A 16,690-nucleotide genomic window follows, 5' to 3' on the forward strand; every position below is an offset into this window, starting at 1 on the left:
CTTTAGAGTTTCTAGTTGTATATTTTATTTTTGGAAGTTATGAGTGTCTTTTTTTTAAGGATTTCTCTTGCTACGAGTTCTCCTGAGATAATGGATGGAGGTACACCTGGTCCAGGTACTGTCAATTGCCCTGCCATCAAAATATTATCTAGTTTTTTGATCTTTATAGATGGTTTTAAAAACGCTGTTTGGGTCAATACATTCGAAAGTCCATACGCATTGCCTTTAAATGCATTATATGCTTCGACAAAATCATTATGAGCAAATGTTTCTTTTACTAAAATATGTTCTCGTATATCTACTCCAGATGACTCTTTCAATCGATCTGCTATAATATTGAAGTATTTTTCTTTGATTTCTTCTGTATCTTCTAACCCTGGTGCTACTGGTATCAAAAGCATAAGATTCTCTGTTCCTACTGGAGCAATTGTTTCATCAGATTTTGATGGTGCACATACATAAAAGAGTGGTTCCTTAGGCCAAGAAGGATTATCATATATTTCTTCTGCATGAGGATCAAATGGAGTATCAAAATATAGATTATGATGATAGATATTTTCGATTTTTTTATCTAAACCAACATAATACAATAAGCATGATGGAGCCATTTTTCTTTTCTCCCAATATTCAGGTGTATAATTTCTGTATTGTTTAGGTAAAAGTTTTTGTTCAAAATGATGGTAATCTAAAGTACCCACCCATTCATCATGCTGAATTAGTGTACCATTTGATTGCATTGAAATAATCTTCCTTCCTTCACAATTCACTTTATCAATAGGCATTCCAGTATGAAAAATCACACCTTTTTCTATGGCTAAACTTTCAAACCCTTTGATTACAGCACCTAATCCACCTTTGGGATACCAAGTACCCAACTTTAAATCAGCATAGTTCATCAAACTATATAAAGCTGGAGTTCGTTTGGCAACATCACCTAAAAAGAGAACTGGAAACTCTAATATTTTTAGAATTTTTTCGTGCTTAAAATATTTTCTAATATAAGAAGCAAAGTTTGAGATCAGATGCAATCTTGGTATATTCTTTACTACTTGCCATTCAGCAAATTCCATTATAGAATAAGAAGGTCTATGGACAAAATCATTCATACCAATATCATATTTGATTTTGGCTTCATCCATAAAATGAAATAATTTTTGTTTAGCACCAGCCTCCCATTCTTCAAACAAATCTCCAAGACGATCTAATTCAGCAGGAATATCAGTATAATCATCTTTTGACCAATATATTCTATAAGAAGGATCTAACCTTTCTAAGTCGTAGTAGTCTGAAACTTTTTTTCCAAACTTTGCAAAAAAGTTTTCAAATACATCGGGCATCCAATACCATGAGGGGCCTAAATCAAAGGTAAATCCATCTATTTGCTTTATTCTTGCACGTCCTCCAATTTGTTCATTTTTTTCATAAACATGAACTTCATGTCCTTCACTTGCTAGGGTAATAGCAGCAGACAATCCTGAAAATCCTGAACCTATAATGCCAATTGAAGCCATATAAATGTTTTTAATTTTTACTTGATAGTGTTTTTAGTTCGTTTTAAAACGAGCCTTTAACGAATTGAATAACAATAGAACGTTTAAAATGTTTAAACAAAACATTAAACAAAATGTTAAATAGCTCATTTACTAGCCACTAAATTTCGATTTGATAATGCTAATTTATTTATCTTAAACATAAATCACTCCTAAATATGTTTTTTTCAAGATGAAATTGAATAAATAGCAAAAACAAACAAAAAAGCCTGGAACCCCCTGATCTAAAAGGTGTTCTAGGCTTCATTTTGTTTAACGATTGGGTCTAATTTACCTTCCCGTAATTAATATTTTCGATGAGTGCAGTATTCACATCTACATTCATATTTTCATTGTGATTATTAAAGACGATTTGCAACTTGTTTTTCCCTTTTTCTAAAGACACTTTCATTCTATTTGTGTTTCCAATACTTGACCACTCATCAGTCCCTCTTTGTGCCATTACAATAGTTTCAACTTCTTGACCATTGACTTCTAACGTTCTGATTGCACACTTATTATCGGTGTTCCAAGGGCCACTTCCATTTGTGTAAGAAAACCAAATCAAATAATCACCTGCTTCTTTTACATTTAAGCTGAAAGCTATCTTTTTATTTGTTGATTTTGATATTTCTACAACATTAGCTGGTGCACCATTAATTGTCACCTTTTTATCAACTTTAGCAATACTTTGTAACGTTTTTGTTATAAATGTATTGCCATTGATTGGTTCTGATATATAAGAAAAGTATCCTGCTTGATCCACTGCTCTTACTGCATATTCTTTCAGGGATGTAGTTGATAAAGGAATTTTATATTGAAGATCTTTTGTAGTTCCAACATTTTTTCCATCTACAAAGACTTCATAGTTAACAGCTCCTTTTACCTCTTTCCAAGTTAGAATTTCGCCTTTTAGTGAGGCTTGTGGTGTTTCTAAATGAAAAACATTAGGTACTTTATTGCTTGAAGTCCCATTTGTAATATCATTATTTGCTAAGACAATATCAATAGTATGGTTTCCACCTCCAGAAAGAGAAAATGCTTTAGCACTCACTTCTTCTCCATCTACTTTGAAACTCTTGATTTGATTTCCATATCCTTCTAATGAAATCGAAAGATTATCATTCCATAATTTAACATTGTTCAATTGCTTCTTTCCAGCATATGCTTTTGGGACAGTAGGATTGAAAGTTAAAACGCCATTTTCATCAATCGTAATTCCAAAAAAGACTTTGTAAATCATTGCCATATTTCCCGATAAACTCCATAACATTTCATCTGAATTGACTTCTGTACCCATATAATCACCATCCTCGGCTACAAAGTTTTCTTTGTTTGTTAAGAATAATGCAGCAGGTCTATAGATGGACGCTAAACCTTGTTCCAATGCAGTACCGTTAGCTGTTTTTGCAGCTGCAATATTCCAGTATGCCTGTACAAAAGGCCAAATACCGTTGTTATGATATGGAGGAATACCTGGTATTTGAGGGTAAACACAAGCTGCACCAAAAGGTACGATTGGTGATTTAGCTACAATTTCTTTCGAGCGTTCCGCATCACTTACATCAAAAAGAATGGCCAATGCTTCTCCTAATGCTTCGAATTTTGGAGATAAGATCATATTATTTCTTCCATAAAGGTATTGAGCATAATATCCTTCCTTATCTAACCATAGATTGGCATTGATAGCATTTTTCAATTCATTTGCATACTCTTGGTACTTTTGTTCATCTTTTGCTTTACCAAGTACATTTGCCATTTTAGCTGCAATATTCATGGCCTCATAATGTACAACATTTGTCCCAAGATTGAGAGAACGATAGATGTCATTATTGTCCATCCAACGTGGATAGGTCTGTTTTCTCCAATCTAAAAATGACGATTCACCTCGCATTAAACCTGTTTCTTGATCAAAAACGACCATTCGATCATCATCAATAGAATTAGAAATGACTTTATAGGCTTCTTTTAACCACGCTTTATCACCTGTTGTCGTATATACATTCCATGCTGCCAAAGCCCATGTCATTCTATCAGATGAAACAGGCCATGCTCCCCCTGAACCAGTATCTTGAATCACTCTATTTCTTTTAACTTTCTTTCTTAAAGAAGTTTTTGCTCGTTCTGGGTCTAATATTGATAAACTCAAAACGATAGAGTAACTAATATCTCTAGTCCAAACACCTCCCCATTCTTTTCCTGTTCTAAAAGTACCATCTGCTTCAGAGTCTGCTACTAATTCATTTAATGCTAAATTATATAATGCATTGACTAATGGAATATCAGAAGTATAAGTAGGGTATTTAGCAAGGTTCTTAGAAGATTTCCAAACTGGTGAAGTTTGTTTTTCAGGATCTGGAGCATTCATCACAAACGTAATTTCATAAATACCATCTCCATCTTTATCCTGTAATTGCTCTCTTTCACTTAGATTTTCAAAATCCCAACGCAAGGGAGCACTTCCTCCAGCAATATATACACCTTTAAAATCATCTTTGTAAATTTTATCACCATGTAAATCTTGATAAAACCCTTTTTCTTTAAAAGCATTCAAGACAGGGGACATATCTAATTTGAAAGTCACTTTAGTATTTTTTTCCAACCAATCCATGGGATCAACTTTATCCTCCATTGCCCATGGCTGACCAAATTTCATCACTTCAGTAGTATATTCCCCATTTTGAGGTTTGATGACCACTCTATGATTAATGCCATATGGTAATTCATCATCTTTACCATTGATGCTAAACTTAAACTCTACGGCTCTACTATAAGCATCTTGTAAAGGGCTTTTGTAATTGGAGGTCATTTCTTTATCTGAAACTACTTTGGCTTCAAACTCTCCTTGTACAACATGGTCTTTATAGACTTGATAGGTATTGGAAGAATATAAAAGTTCATTTTTTTCTTCTTGTCCAGAACAACCTGCAAAAATGAGCAAAGCTGTAGGAATAATCAGTTTATTTAAATACTTCATTTTCATATTTATAGACAATATTATTTTTAACGGGTCATTGTAGTTTTTACCTATTCAATTTACAAAAGGATTTTTCAATCTCACAATTTGATTTTCTCTGCAATCGGTTACTTATAAGAATTTTTAGTCTTTCTTATAAATTCATCTCATTTTCTCACTTATAAATTTTAAATATCACAGATTAATTTATAATTCATGGACAATTCTCATATTTGTAATATTATTTAATATCAAACAATATTGCAAATATAAAAAAGAATTATAGTTACATTACTGCATTACTACTACTTTTTACATTACACAGTTATGCCAAATCAAAACAACCCAATATTTTAGTGGTTTGGGGTGATGATATAGGGTTAACAAATGTGTCAGCTTATAATTTAGGAATTATGGTTTATCAAACGCCCAATATAGATAGAGTTGCTGATGAAGGCGGATTATTTACACATTATTATTCTCAACAAAGTTGTACAGCTGGTAGAGCTTCATTTATTCTCGATGAAGAACCTTTTAGAACTGGATTATTGACCATTGGATTACCAGGATCGCCTCATGGTATTCCTGAATGGGCTCCTACAATTGCTGATTTATTAAAAGAAGAAGGATATACAACAGGACAATTTGGAAAAAATCACTTGGGGGATCAGGATGAACATCTTCCTACAGAAAATGGATTTGATGAATTCTTTGGAAATTTATATCACTTAAATGCTGAAGAAGAGCCAGAGTCATACTATTATCCAAAGGATGAAGAGTTTAATTTGACCCATTTGAAACAGCACAAGATCAATCCAAAACAGCTTTTAAATGGTATGTTGAAAATATGTGGCTCTTTGGTTCGATTGGTGAACAAGTTGAGAAGTTTGTTAGAACGGTACCAGAGTACCCCTTCCAAATGGCAGCACTAAGAGCTGATAATATTAATTATAACTTCTTTAAACAACTTAAAGATATGCAACGCTTAAAAGAAGTAGAACAAAAAGTAAAGTAGCAATTTATCTTACACAGTAGTGAAGGTCTTTCTGATTCAGGAAGGCCTTTTTTACTTAAATCAATTTTGTACTACTAGTGGTAAAGTTTATTCAAGATTTGTGTTGATTAATGAGCCATATTGCTTTTACATCTTTGAGGTCATGTAATTACAAGAATATATTGATCTGATCAAGATAAATGAAATGATATGAACTTTTTAATGATTATGAGCAAACAACTACAATTTGTACTGTTTAGAATAGCTTTTTGGGGACTAATTCTCCTCTCCTATTCAAATTCATATGGACAATTGACAACATTAGGAGTTGAAACTCCTCAAGAATGTCCTCCATCTGTAAATAGCAACATCATTTTTAATTATACCTTATACCTTCCTGATAATTATAACGATGTGGAAAAGGTTCCGGTATATATTCACCTTCATGGTAATAATAACCAAGGTGCTTCAGTAGAAGATTTCGTAATGAAAGGGACTTACAAAGTAGGTAAATTATACAGAGATAATATGCCTTACTTAGTCATCCGTCCTCGTACAGCAGGCATATGGAATTTTGAAGAAGTATCAAAACTACTTGATCATGTTATGGATACATATAAAACGGATCCTGATCGTGTGTATTTAAGTGGTTATAGTTTTGGAGGGCGTGGTACATGGGATTTATTAGCCTATGAATTATCTCAAGGAAGAAATCGTTTTGCGGCTATTGCTTCTACTGCCCCTGCTTCATCTGGTGCTTTTAATATTAATGAAGTCATGCAAGATTACCCAGAATTACCTATTTGGTTGATTCATGGAAATAGAGATGGTTTAGTTAGCCCAAATAGCTCTCGAAGTTATGCTGAAAATGCTGTCCGTGCTGGATCAGAAGCAATGCTAACTATTTTACCGGAAAAAGGACATAATGTTTGGGGACATGAGTTTGATCAACCGGGTTACTTTGAATGGGTTGATGCACAAACAAAAACAGATAAAACACCTCCAAAGTCAAAAGCATTAAGTATCAATTTTGTCAATACACAAAATGCAGATGAACAAATCACTGCCGGTTTTGGTGTACACAAACTAGGTTCTGTAATGTACAATTGGAATAACCTGAGTAATGAAAATAGTTCTTCTCTTATTCTATCAGATGCTTCTGAAAGTGGCGTTCAATTATCGATCGAAAATGCAGAATCGAAAGATTTTGATGGTGTATCAGCTACTGCATTAGAAGCAGGTTTGTCATTGGCTCCAAATGTAGATACAGATTTAAAAGTTAAATTATCAAATATTTCATCTGATTTTAATGGTCAATATATGGCGATCGTCTATTTAACAGGTGAACGCCCTACTTATGCATATGACAATTGGAATAAAGATGAGGATGGTGATTACATTTATAATCAATTAAGTACTGGAAATACCTCTGCCTCAATTTCTGATGGGTCAACTACTTATCATTATCAATCTCCAGATATTTTTGGTGGCCCTTCCATTGATTTATATCCTTACATGTTATCAAAAGCTACTTCAACTACATCTCAAAGTGAACAACAAGAAGCAACATATGCAGTGTTTGGCCCTTATGAAAATGTTGATGAATTGACTTTTACATTAAGTAATGTAGAAGGTGGAGATGCTGGTATCGGAGGGATCCAATTAGTTTCACTTAGTAATGAGCCTGCTTTTAGTCCTGCCAAAGCTCAGTTTGACCTTCAACCAACAGTATTAGGTGAAAATGCTGTGTACATGTCAGCTATTGCTACTCTAGCATCAAAAGGTGCTGTTGAATATAATTTTGTTTGTCTAGAAAATGAAGCATTTAGTAGCGGCTGGCAAAGTGATATAAATTTTGAATTCCACGGTTTAACAGCCAACACCACCTATACATATCAACTCCAAGTGAGAGATAAGGAAGGAAATCAACCTTCTCCATCGGAGAATTTTGCTATCACTACCTTACCTGATAACACCCTAAAGACCATTGCATGGCATTCTTTTAATCGTGGATTATTAGAAATTAAATCAGACTTGATGATTACAGATTTCACTGCAAATGTAAAGTTATATGATATTAGACAATTTGCTGCTACATTCAATAGTAATGATGGTACATATGGTGAAAATGAAATTCCGCTAGCAGGCGATCATGTTGGTGCAATTAAATTGACTGCTCAAAATAACTCGAATAAAAAATTTGATCTTTATTTTAAAAATGAGACTGGAGTAGCAATGGATATTTTGGGGTTGAATTTTGATTTTATTCGAAATAGTAATGATGCTCCAAAGAATTTGAAAGTAACTTATCTTAATGGAGACCTTGATGATAGTGATAATACTGAATTATATTCTTTCACTAATAATACAGGAAACATTGGTGGAAATTTTGGAAACTTTGCGGATGTCAATACAGATTTAACGTCAATTTTATCTGATTACCGATTAGAAAATGGTGAAGAAATGACCATTCGTTTTGAAGTAGATGATGCTGCTCAAAAATACCTAGCCGTTAATATTGATAATATTTCATTGGATGTTAGAAGTGCAAATGATGGAGGAGAAATAGCTGTAACTGATGTTGAGATAACCCAAGGTAATCTTACATTAGAACTCGAGGATGAAGTAACATTAAATGCAGATGTAAAACCTTCTTTAGCTACTAATAAAAATATCACATGGTCTAGTAGTCAACCTGAAGTCGCTTCTATTACACAAGAAGGTGTAGTCAAAGCATTGAACATAGGAGAAACTGTCATCACTGTAACTACTGAAGACGGAGGCTATACTTCTTCTATCACGATACAAGTTAAAGATGCTTTAGTGATCACAAAAGAAGAGAAATTAGTAGCATGGCATACGTTTAATGAGGATAATCTAACCTTCGCTCCTACTTCATCAGTAGAGGAATTAGAAGGACAAATTAAGATTTTTCATATCAATCAACTTCAAGATGAAAGTGGTTCTGCAGATGGAAATTACGGTACTATCGATTTTATGGATGAAATCACAACCGAAAATGCTTTAAGAGTTGTTACTGGAAATTCAAATAATGATCATTTTACAGTTACATTAAGGAATACATCTGAAAAGGATATTGAGTTAAAAACGTTACATTTTGATTATAGTCGTGTGGCGACAACTTCTCCAAAAGATCTATTAGTTACCTACTTAGAGGGTAGTTTATCAATTGAAGAAGGTACTGAAATCTTCACTTTAAAAGACCATACAGAAGGCGTATTTGGTTTAAGAGGAAATTTTGTTGATGTTGATATTACATTAAGTGATGTATTTGAAGATATTACATTAGCTCCACAAGAGTATATCACTATTAATTTTAAAGCTGAAAACGCAGAAAATCAATGGATTCCTCTACTGATAGATAATATTGCCTTCATCTCTGATGTATTAAGTATCGAAGAACCAGAAGAACCTAAAGTAATCGATGTGACTGCTATTCAAATCAATGAGAATAATTTGACATTGAAAGAAGGTGAAGAAGCGACATTATCCGCTACAGTAAGTCCAGAAAATGCAACGAATAAAAACCATACTTGGGCATCTTCTTCTCCATCAATTGTAAGTGTTGATGCAAATGGAAATATTAATGCAATTACAGAAGGTGAAGCTGAAATTACAGTTACTTCTGTTGATGGAGGGTTCACTTCATCGATTACCATTACAGTGAAAAAAGTTGTGGAAGTAATACATGTCACTTCTATCGAAATTGATCAAGATAATCAAACGCTAAAGGTGAATGAACAGTTCGCTTTATCTTCTACAGTTTATCCTGAAAATGCTTCCAATAAAAATCATACTTGGGTTAGTTCTGATCCTAATGTTGTAAGTATTGATCAAAACGGTAATATTAATGCAATTACGGAAGGTGAAGCTGAAATTACAGTTACTTCTGTTGATGGCGGGTTTACTTCATCAATTACTATCACAGTGGAGCGTGAGGAAGATGTAACTTCTCTTAAAGAAGATCTATTGGAATTAAAAATTTATCCAAATCCTGCTCAACAACAAGTTAATATTCAAACAGATTATCCTGTACAATCTGTGATGGTTTCAAATTTACAAGGTCAATTGATTGAAAAAGAAGTGACCAATGGGATCCTTAGTATTGGTGATCTTTCTAATGGACTCTATTTTATTATGGTAGAGGGCTACCAACCAAAGAAATTAATGATACGAAAATAAATCATAGTATAATTTTAAATTGCTAAAGGCGAGAGGTTTTCACTTCTCGCTTTTTTTTGCTCAAAACTTCTTAATCCCATTCTAGTTTAGAGGTATAAGTACTCGTTGTCCATTAAAATTAATTACCTTCGCAGTGTAACCATATTTAAATTATGCACCTACAGATAAAAAACACTTTCACTTCACTTCCAGCAGATCCGGTAAAAGAAAATCATAGAAGACAAGTTATGAATGCTTGCTATTCTTTTGTTACACCCAAACAAACAAAAGATCCAAAAGTACTTCATATTTCACCTGAAATGTTAGAGGAATTAGGTATTTCTGCTGAAGATACTCAAAGTGAATTCTTCCAAAATATTGTCACTGGTAATGAAGTTTACCCTAATACAACTCCCTATGCTATGTGCTATGGAGGACATCAATTTGGTCATTGGGCAGGGCAATTAGGAGACGGAAGAGCGATAAATCTTTTTGAAGTAGCACATAATAATAAACTATGGGCGGTACAACTAAAAGGGGCTGGAGAAACACCCTATTCTCGATCTGCAGATGGACTTGCTGTTTTAAGATCCTCTATCAGAGAATATTTATGTAGTGAAGCAATGTATCATTTGGGCGTACCAACAACTCGTGCATTAAGTCTCTCTCTAAGTGGTGATGAAGTATTACGAGATATGATGTACAATGGCAATTCAGCATATGAAAAAGGAGCCATTGTTTGTAGAATTGCGGAAAGCTTTATTCGTTTTGGTAATTTCGAAATATTGGCTGCAAACCAAGATCACGATACTTTAAAGAAACTTACTGATTATACTATTTCAACTTTTTACCCTCATTTAGGTGAACCCTCTATTGAAACTTATTTATCTTTTTTCAAAGAAGTTTGTGATAGAAGTTTAGAAATGGTTATTCATTGGCAAAGGGTTGGATTTGTTCACGGTGTCATGAATACCGATAATATGTCTATTCTTGGATTAACAATCGATTATGGTCCGTATGGATGGTTAGAAGGTTATGATTTTGGTTGGACACCCAATACAACGGATAGCCAATTTAAGAGGTATCGTTATGGAACACAAGGTGAAATTGTAGCTTGGAATCTCTTCAAATTAGCCAATGCTATTTATCCATTAATCGGAGCTCCAGAAGGTTTACAAGATGCTTTAGATGAATATAAAGAAAAGTATCAGAAGGCTTATTTGAATATGATGTGCCAAAAATTAGGCTTTACTTTTATCACAGATGAAGATGAAGAATTGGTACAGGATCTTGAAAAAACGTTACATTTAATTGAAACAGATATGACTATTTTCTTTAGGAATTTAGCCAATGTTCCAAAAACTACCGACAAAGCCTTAGATTACCTAACAGACGCTTTTTATACTCCTGAAGAATTGGATGGAAAAATTAAAGACGAATGGGAATCATGGTTACAACGCTATACGCTACGATTACAAAAGGAAGACGCTGATGATACAGATAGGTTACAAAGGATGAATAAAGTAAATCCAAAGTATGTCCTTCGTAATTATATGGCTCAATTGGCGATTGATGAAGCAGACAAAGGTAATTATACATTAATAGGTGAATTATTCGAGCTCTTAAAAAAACCATATGACGAACAAGTAAACCAAGAGCGATGGTTTGCAAAACGTCCAGATTGGGCTCGACATAAAGTAGGATGCTCTATGCTGTCTTGTAGTTCTTAATAAAAGTCAATAATAGAGAAGTAGTTGGCATTTATTGTAAGAAATTTATAGGTTAAAAAAGTGCGTTTTTGCTATGAATTGATAACTTTGTATGATTTAAGTAGTAAAGTAACAGGCAAGTGCCTTTACAGATTTAAAAACCATAGTAAGCATCATGACTAAGCAAGAGCTTTTTGAGGAGATCAAGAAAAAAGAGAGTTTTTTATGTGTAGGTTTAGATACTGACCCTCACAAAATACCTGCTCACTTACAGAAAGAGGACGATCCTATTTTTGCTTTCAATAAACAAATTATTGATGCTACGGCTGATTATTGTGTTTCTTACAAGCCCAATATCGCTTTTTATGAATCCTTAGGACCACAAGGTTGGGAATCTTTACAAAAGACATTAGAGTATATGCCAAAAACGCACTTTTCTATTGCTGATGCAAAAAGAGGTGATATTGGAAATACTTCTAAAATGTATGCAAAAGCTTTCTTTGAAAACATGTCTTTCGATTCTATTACGGTCGCTCCTTATATGGGAGAAGACTCTGTAACTCCCTTCCTAATGGATGGCAAATGGGTAATTGTATTAGCCCACACTTCTAATAAAGGGGGATTGGATTTCCAACGAATCGTCAATAAGGATACTGGGAACTACCTTTTCCAAGATGTTATTTTAAAAAATAGAGAATGGGCATCTAGCGATCAGCTGATGTTTGTAGTTGGAGCTACAAGAGCTGAGAGTTTATTGGATGTTCGTAAAGTTGCTCCTGACAACTTCTTACTTGTACCTGGTGTTGGTGCACAAGGAGGTGATTTACAAGGGGTAGCCAAATATGGAATGACCAAAGAATGTGGTTTACTTGTCAATTCTTCAAGAGGTATTATTTATGCTTCAAATGGAGAGGATTTTGCTGATGTTGCAAGACAAGAAGCCAAAAAACTTAGAGACGAAATGTCTCAACTACTAGACCAATATTTATAGAATTAACAAATGATCGGAGCTTCAAAACAATATATTTTAGTCTGTTTTGAAGCTTTTGTCACTTCATTGTAACATATATAAGCACTACAGAGTATGAAAAATGCAAAAATTACTGGCTTAGGTTTTTATGTACCTGAGAAAGTGGTAACCAATGATGATCTAGCACAACAAATAACTACTTCAGACGAATGGATTCGTGAACGTTCTGGAATTGAGGAAAGACGTTATGCGGCTCCTGATGAAGCCAACTATCACTTAGCCGCAAAAGCTACTCAAGAAGCTTTAGAAATGGCTGATTTAAAAGCTACAGACATCGACATGATTATCTATTGTACATTAAGTGCAGATTATATATTTCCAGGTTCAGGTGTCCTTCTACAAAGAGAATTAGGTTTTAATAATGTTCCTGCATTAGATATCAGACAGCAATGTTCTGGTTTTGTATACGGAATCTCAATTGCTGATCAATATATTAAATCTGAGATGTACAAAAACATCTTAGTGGTAGGTTCTGAAATACACTCAAGAGGATTAGATTTCTCAGACGAAGGTAGAGCAGTAACTGTTTTATTCGGTGATGGTGCAGGTGCTGCTATTTTATCAGCTACTGATGAAGATTGTGGGGTATTATCTACTCATATGCACTCTCAAGGTGAATTTGCTGAAAAATTAGCTGTAATTGATCCCGGGTTTACAAAACCAGAAAGAAACAATCCTGATTATTGGAAACCAGGTGGATCAGCATTCCCTTATATGGATGGTCAATTAGTATTTAAAAATGCTGTTGTTCGTTTCCAAGAAGTTATTGCAGAAGCATTAAAGGCAAATAATCTACAACCAACAGATATTGACTTATTAGTACCACATCAAGCCAACTTACGAATCTCTAAATTTGTACAAGGTAAGATGGGATTACCAGATGAAAAAGTGATCAATACAATTCAAAAATATGGTAATACTACTGCAGCTTCTATTCCAATCAGTTTAACTACTGCATTCAAAGAAGGAAGAATTAAGAAAGGTGATTTGATTTGCCTTGCTGCATTTGGTTCAGGGTTTACTTGGGCATCTGCAATCATCAAGTGGTAACCAATGAAATTAAAGTTTTAGACTAGTAAATAATTGTAGCATCAGGAATATTCCTGGTGCTATTTTTTTAAAATGAATGAGCAATTTTTAGATATGATGGTGAGTTTTTTTTGACACTAAGCAAACGAATTCTTCTTAATGAAAGAAGCCAATCTATTTTTGGGATAGATTGGCTTGTTTTGTTGTTATAAGGTACAAACTTAAACAATATTATAGTTCGTAATGACGCTAACGCTTAACATTACTAACAGTGGGGTCAATCTACCTCAACATAGATTGGCTTGCAATTTTATGATAAGTTGAAAACTTATACAATGGGATAGTTCTAAGTAACGTCTACTGCTTAATACTTAAAACAGGGAGTAGACTTAGAACAGTGGGGGTTGCTTCTAAAGGAAGCCTTATAATCATTTGGGAGATATTTCCATTGAAAAATTACTCCTTCTAAAGATTCTTAATTTCTTCGATTGTTAAACCTGTACCTTTTGCAACTTGCTCGATTGATAAACCCATTTGTAGGAAGTTTTTAGCTGTTTCAATAGCTTTCTTCTTTTCTCCTATTTCAATTCCTCTTTTCTCTCCTTTTTCTTCCCTCGCGTCCAAAGTATTGACATAATCACGAAATCGTTTCAAGTCATCATCATACCTTTTTTGATCTGCTTTTGGAAGGGCTGTGTATTCTGCTAATTTCAAAATCTTTTTAAAGATTCTTTCTTTTAAGATAGAAGGCATTTCTTCAAAAGAAGTTAAATTTTTAAGTAAGAATATCCATTTATCAAAGGCAGTTTTCAATTCTGCTTCTTGCTTATTAAACTTTGGTAATTCTAAGTAAACAAACTTTAGTTTATCATAAAAAACTTTATTTTTTTGGTTCTTTAGTTCTACGATATGATGAAATTCTTCATCTTCTTCATCAAAAATAAAATCCATTATGGAGATCACGTACACGGCTTTCAATTCGTAATTCCAAGACATACCCTTCTCTGCTTGCTCTTGAATTGGGAAACTAGAATAATAAATGGTACGATCTTTAAAAAACTTTTGAGAGGCTCGTTGTAGTTCAACGATAAACTTCTCGCCTTTTTCATTCTCACAATATAAATCATAAATAGCTTTACGGTCAGTATCATTTTTCGGTAAATGTTCCGTAGACTTATATGTCAAATCTTTAATTTGATCTTCTGCGGGGAGTACTGAATTTAAAAAGTCAATAAGAATATCTTTATTATCCTCTTCTCCAAATATTTTTTTAAAGCCGAAATCCGTAAAGGGATTGATAAAGCGGGATGTACACATAACTGTTGTTCGTTTATGGGGTAAAGATAGCAAAGTTTTTTTTGAGTAAAGTGAGAATATATTAGAAATTTCCGCCAATGCTCTACTCGATGACACTAACCTAAATTTAATTGATAAAGCACTCTTTAAAAAATTTCATATCATACAAGAAATGAAAGGGGATAATAGAAAAATGATTGAACAGTTTTTGGATATGGTGGTGAGGGATTTTAAAAACTAAATAGACGTATTCTTCTTAATGAAACAAGCCAATCTATTTTTGGGATAGATTGGCTTGTTTTGTTGTTATAAGGTACAAACTTAAACAATATTATAGTTCGTAATGACGCTAACGTTTAACTTTACTAACAGTGGGGTCAATCTACCTCAACATAGATTGGCTTGCAATTTTATGATAAGTTGAAAACTTATATAATTAGATCGTTCTAAATAACGCTTATGTGGTGATATTTAGAACAGTTGGGAGACTATTATATTTTATTAGTACATAATGATACTATCGTTTAATACCTCAAACTGTAGAAAACTTAATAAGTATTTAGATTGAATTGAAAATTTATTATTTTTTTGAATTTAAATTCAATATCTATAACAATCTAAATAAATTGAATCTGATTCTAATTTCATATTAAATATATAACCAAATCCATTATTCATATCTTGAATTTTTCTTATCGATTTAACAGTAAACTTTCTGTTAAAAATTTTGTTAGTGGTGGTAAAATTTAAATATGTGATATCATTTTCTCTTATAACTTCCCATTGTCCTTCACAACGACTTCCACAATCTGTAGCTGTAGAATCAATAACTTTTGGTAAGGAACAAGTCCAATCTTCTTCCAAAGAGAAAATGTTAGTATAAAATATCAATGTATTATCATAATTCTTTATACTAGCATCATGGATTGACCAAGTTCCAAGGAATTTGGGTTCTCTTAATTTTCCACATGATGATAGTAATAAAAAGATTATTAAAATTTTTTTCATAGTTTTATTTTTTTCCTTTAATAAAAAATCTTATCCAATTATTAATATTATTTGAGTCTTTTTTTACATTATCAATACTTTCTTGATATGACTTCTTTTTTGTTCTTAAATTTTTAGAAATATCTTTCACTATTTTCATTCCTATTTCATAAATTTCTTAATTATCAGAATTTGAATTGCCTGTTAATACTACATATGAAATATCTGATAAATCTTTCTTATTCAGATGCTTAGATTTGATATATTTTTTTTAATAGTAGTTTTAACATCTGCCATAATTTTTTTTTCTAAAATCGAAAGTTGTTTTTTTAGTGTATTATTATCACACATTCTAAAACAATTAGCATATGTTTCCTTACCCCATGTAATAGTATTTACGATTAAAGAAAACCCAGATATCAGTTTAGCTTGTCTTGGACCAGAGTTTGTCTTGAATTTTCTAATTGTTTGTGTCTCTATTTTAAATAATCGAATGTTTTTCCTATTTAAATGGAAATGCTTAGTTCTATTTTTGTGCTTCAAAAAATTTAAGTCTGCACTGCATTTTCTGAAGAGATATTTTATTAAATCAACCCTAGTGAATGCCAATGCTCAAACGAATGTATATAATTCACTATTATTTGGTTGTAATGTTAGCGAAATTAGATTTATTTTTTCATATAAGTTCTGATAAGATATAGCTTCACATGAGATTATGACATAATTAAATAGCCATAAAAGATGAGATGCAATGATTAGTTATTCATAATATAAAGTTTGTTTTCTGCTTAAGGAAGCCTTCTTATTACATTGTTGCATTGCAAAATCACTTCAATGTTTGTGACTATAATTTGTGCAATACAATTTTTCATAAATATAATAATTTTTCAATAGCGTCCTAAACGTTTAAAAAAGTGTGAGAAAAGTTTAAGTATCTCAATTAACTTTGAGTTGCATAAAAAAAACATATTCTCACAC

9 protein-coding genes are annotated in these 16,690 nt (G+C 32.8%); 5 read left to right on the top strand and 4 right to left on the bottom strand.

The features are described from left to right. Positions 1 to 11: 11 nt before the first annotated feature. A complete protein-coding gene (locus ACXAHM_RS20665) occupies positions 12 to 1,511 on the bottom strand; it encodes a phytoene desaturase family protein (RefSeq protein WP_474964155.1) in 1,500 nt (499 codons plus the stop codon). Between the two features lie 304 nt (positions 1,512 to 1,815). Continuing rightward, positions 1,816 to 4,506, bottom strand: coding sequence for an alpha-L-rhamnosidase-related protein (locus ACXAHM_RS20670; RefSeq protein ID WP_474964157.1), 2,691 nt, complete (start codon positions 4,504 to 4,506; stop codon positions 1,816 to 1,818). A gap of 335 nt (positions 4,507 to 4,841) precedes the next feature. Here ACXAHM_RS20670 and ACXAHM_RS20675 point away from each other — a divergent pair, with 335 nt between their 5' ends. The 5 genes from ACXAHM_RS20675 to ACXAHM_RS20695 all read left to right on the top strand — a co-directional run bounded on the left by ACXAHM_RS20675 (position 4,842) and on the right by ACXAHM_RS20695 (position 13,450). Next, positions 4,842 to 5,417, top strand: coding sequence for a sulfatase-like hydrolase/transferase (locus tag ACXAHM_RS20675; RefSeq protein WP_474964160.1), 576 nt, complete (start codon positions 4,842 to 4,844; stop codon positions 5,415 to 5,417). Between the two features lie 290 nt (positions 5,418 to 5,707). Further along, positions 5,708 to 9,682 (top strand): Ig-like domain-containing protein, encoded by a 3,975-nt coding sequence (locus ACXAHM_RS20680; RefSeq protein WP_474964162.1) that lies wholly within the window; start codon positions 5,708 to 5,710, stop codon positions 9,680 to 9,682. A gap of 152 nt (positions 9,683 to 9,834) precedes the next feature. Next, a complete protein-coding gene (locus ACXAHM_RS20685; RefSeq protein WP_474964164.1) occupies positions 9,835 to 11,391 on the top strand; it encodes a protein adenylyltransferase SelO in 1,557 nt (518 codons plus the stop codon). Between the two features lie 154 nt (positions 11,392 to 11,545). After that, positions 11,546 to 12,361: an orotidine-5'-phosphate decarboxylase gene (gene pyrF / locus ACXAHM_RS20690; RefSeq protein ID WP_474964166.1), complete on the top strand. Its 816-nt coding sequence runs from the start codon at positions 11,546 to 11,548 to the stop codon at positions 12,359 to 12,361. Positions 12,362 to 12,454: 93 nt separating this feature from the next. After that, complete coding sequence (locus tag ACXAHM_RS20695; protein ID WP_474964168.1) at positions 12,455 to 13,450, top strand: 3-oxoacyl-ACP synthase III family protein; 996 nt, start codon at positions 12,455 to 12,457, stop codon at positions 13,448 to 13,450. A gap of 444 nt (positions 13,451 to 13,894) precedes the next feature. Here the strand turns inward: ACXAHM_RS20695 and ACXAHM_RS20700 are convergent, their stop codons facing one another. Both ACXAHM_RS20700 and ACXAHM_RS20705 read right to left on the bottom strand, forming a co-directional pair. Next, the gene (locus ACXAHM_RS20700) at positions 13,895 to 14,746 is read right to left on the bottom strand and encodes an Rpn family recombination-promoting nuclease/putative transposase (RefSeq protein WP_474964170.1); all 852 of its coding nucleotides are present in this window, start codon (positions 14,744 to 14,746) and stop codon (positions 13,895 to 13,897) included. Between the two features lie 579 nt (positions 14,747 to 15,325). Continuing rightward, the gene (locus tag ACXAHM_RS20705) at positions 15,326 to 15,733 is read right to left on the bottom strand and encodes a hypothetical protein (protein ID WP_474964172.1); all 408 of its coding nucleotides are present in this window, start codon (positions 15,731 to 15,733) and stop codon (positions 15,326 to 15,328) included. Positions 15,734 to 16,690: the final 957 nt, after the last annotated feature.

It is taken from the genome of Flammeovirga sp. AWQ4_249, from assembly GCF_056161045.1.

Coding starts and splice junctions, on each gene's coding strand:
- ACXAHM_RS20665 (WP_474964155.1), bottom strand. CDS start 1,511: ATGGCTTCAATTGGCATTATAGGTTCAGGATTTTCAGGATTGTCTGCT.
- ACXAHM_RS20670 (WP_474964157.1), bottom strand. CDS start 4,506: ATGAAGTATTTAAATAAACTGATTATTCCTACAGCTTTGCTCATTTTT.
- ACXAHM_RS20680 (WP_474964162.1), top strand. CDS start 5,708: ATGAGCAAACAACTACAATTTGTACTGTTTAGAATAGCTTTTTGGGGA.
- ACXAHM_RS20685 (WP_474964164.1), top strand. CDS start 9,835: ATGCACCTACAGATAAAAAACACTTTCACTTCACTTCCAGCAGATCCG.
- pyrF (WP_474964166.1), top strand. CDS start 11,546: ATGACTAAGCAAGAGCTTTTTGAGGAGATCAAGAAAAAAGAGAGTTTT.
- ACXAHM_RS20695 (WP_474964168.1), top strand. CDS start 12,455: ATGAAAAATGCAAAAATTACTGGCTTAGGTTTTTATGTACCTGAGAAA.
- ACXAHM_RS20700 (WP_474964170.1), bottom strand. CDS start 14,746: ATGTGTACATCCCGCTTTATCAATCCCTTTACGGATTTCGGCTTTAAA.
- ACXAHM_RS20705 (WP_474964172.1), bottom strand. CDS start 15,733: ATGAAAAAAATTTTAATAATCTTTTTATTACTATCATCATGTGGAAAA.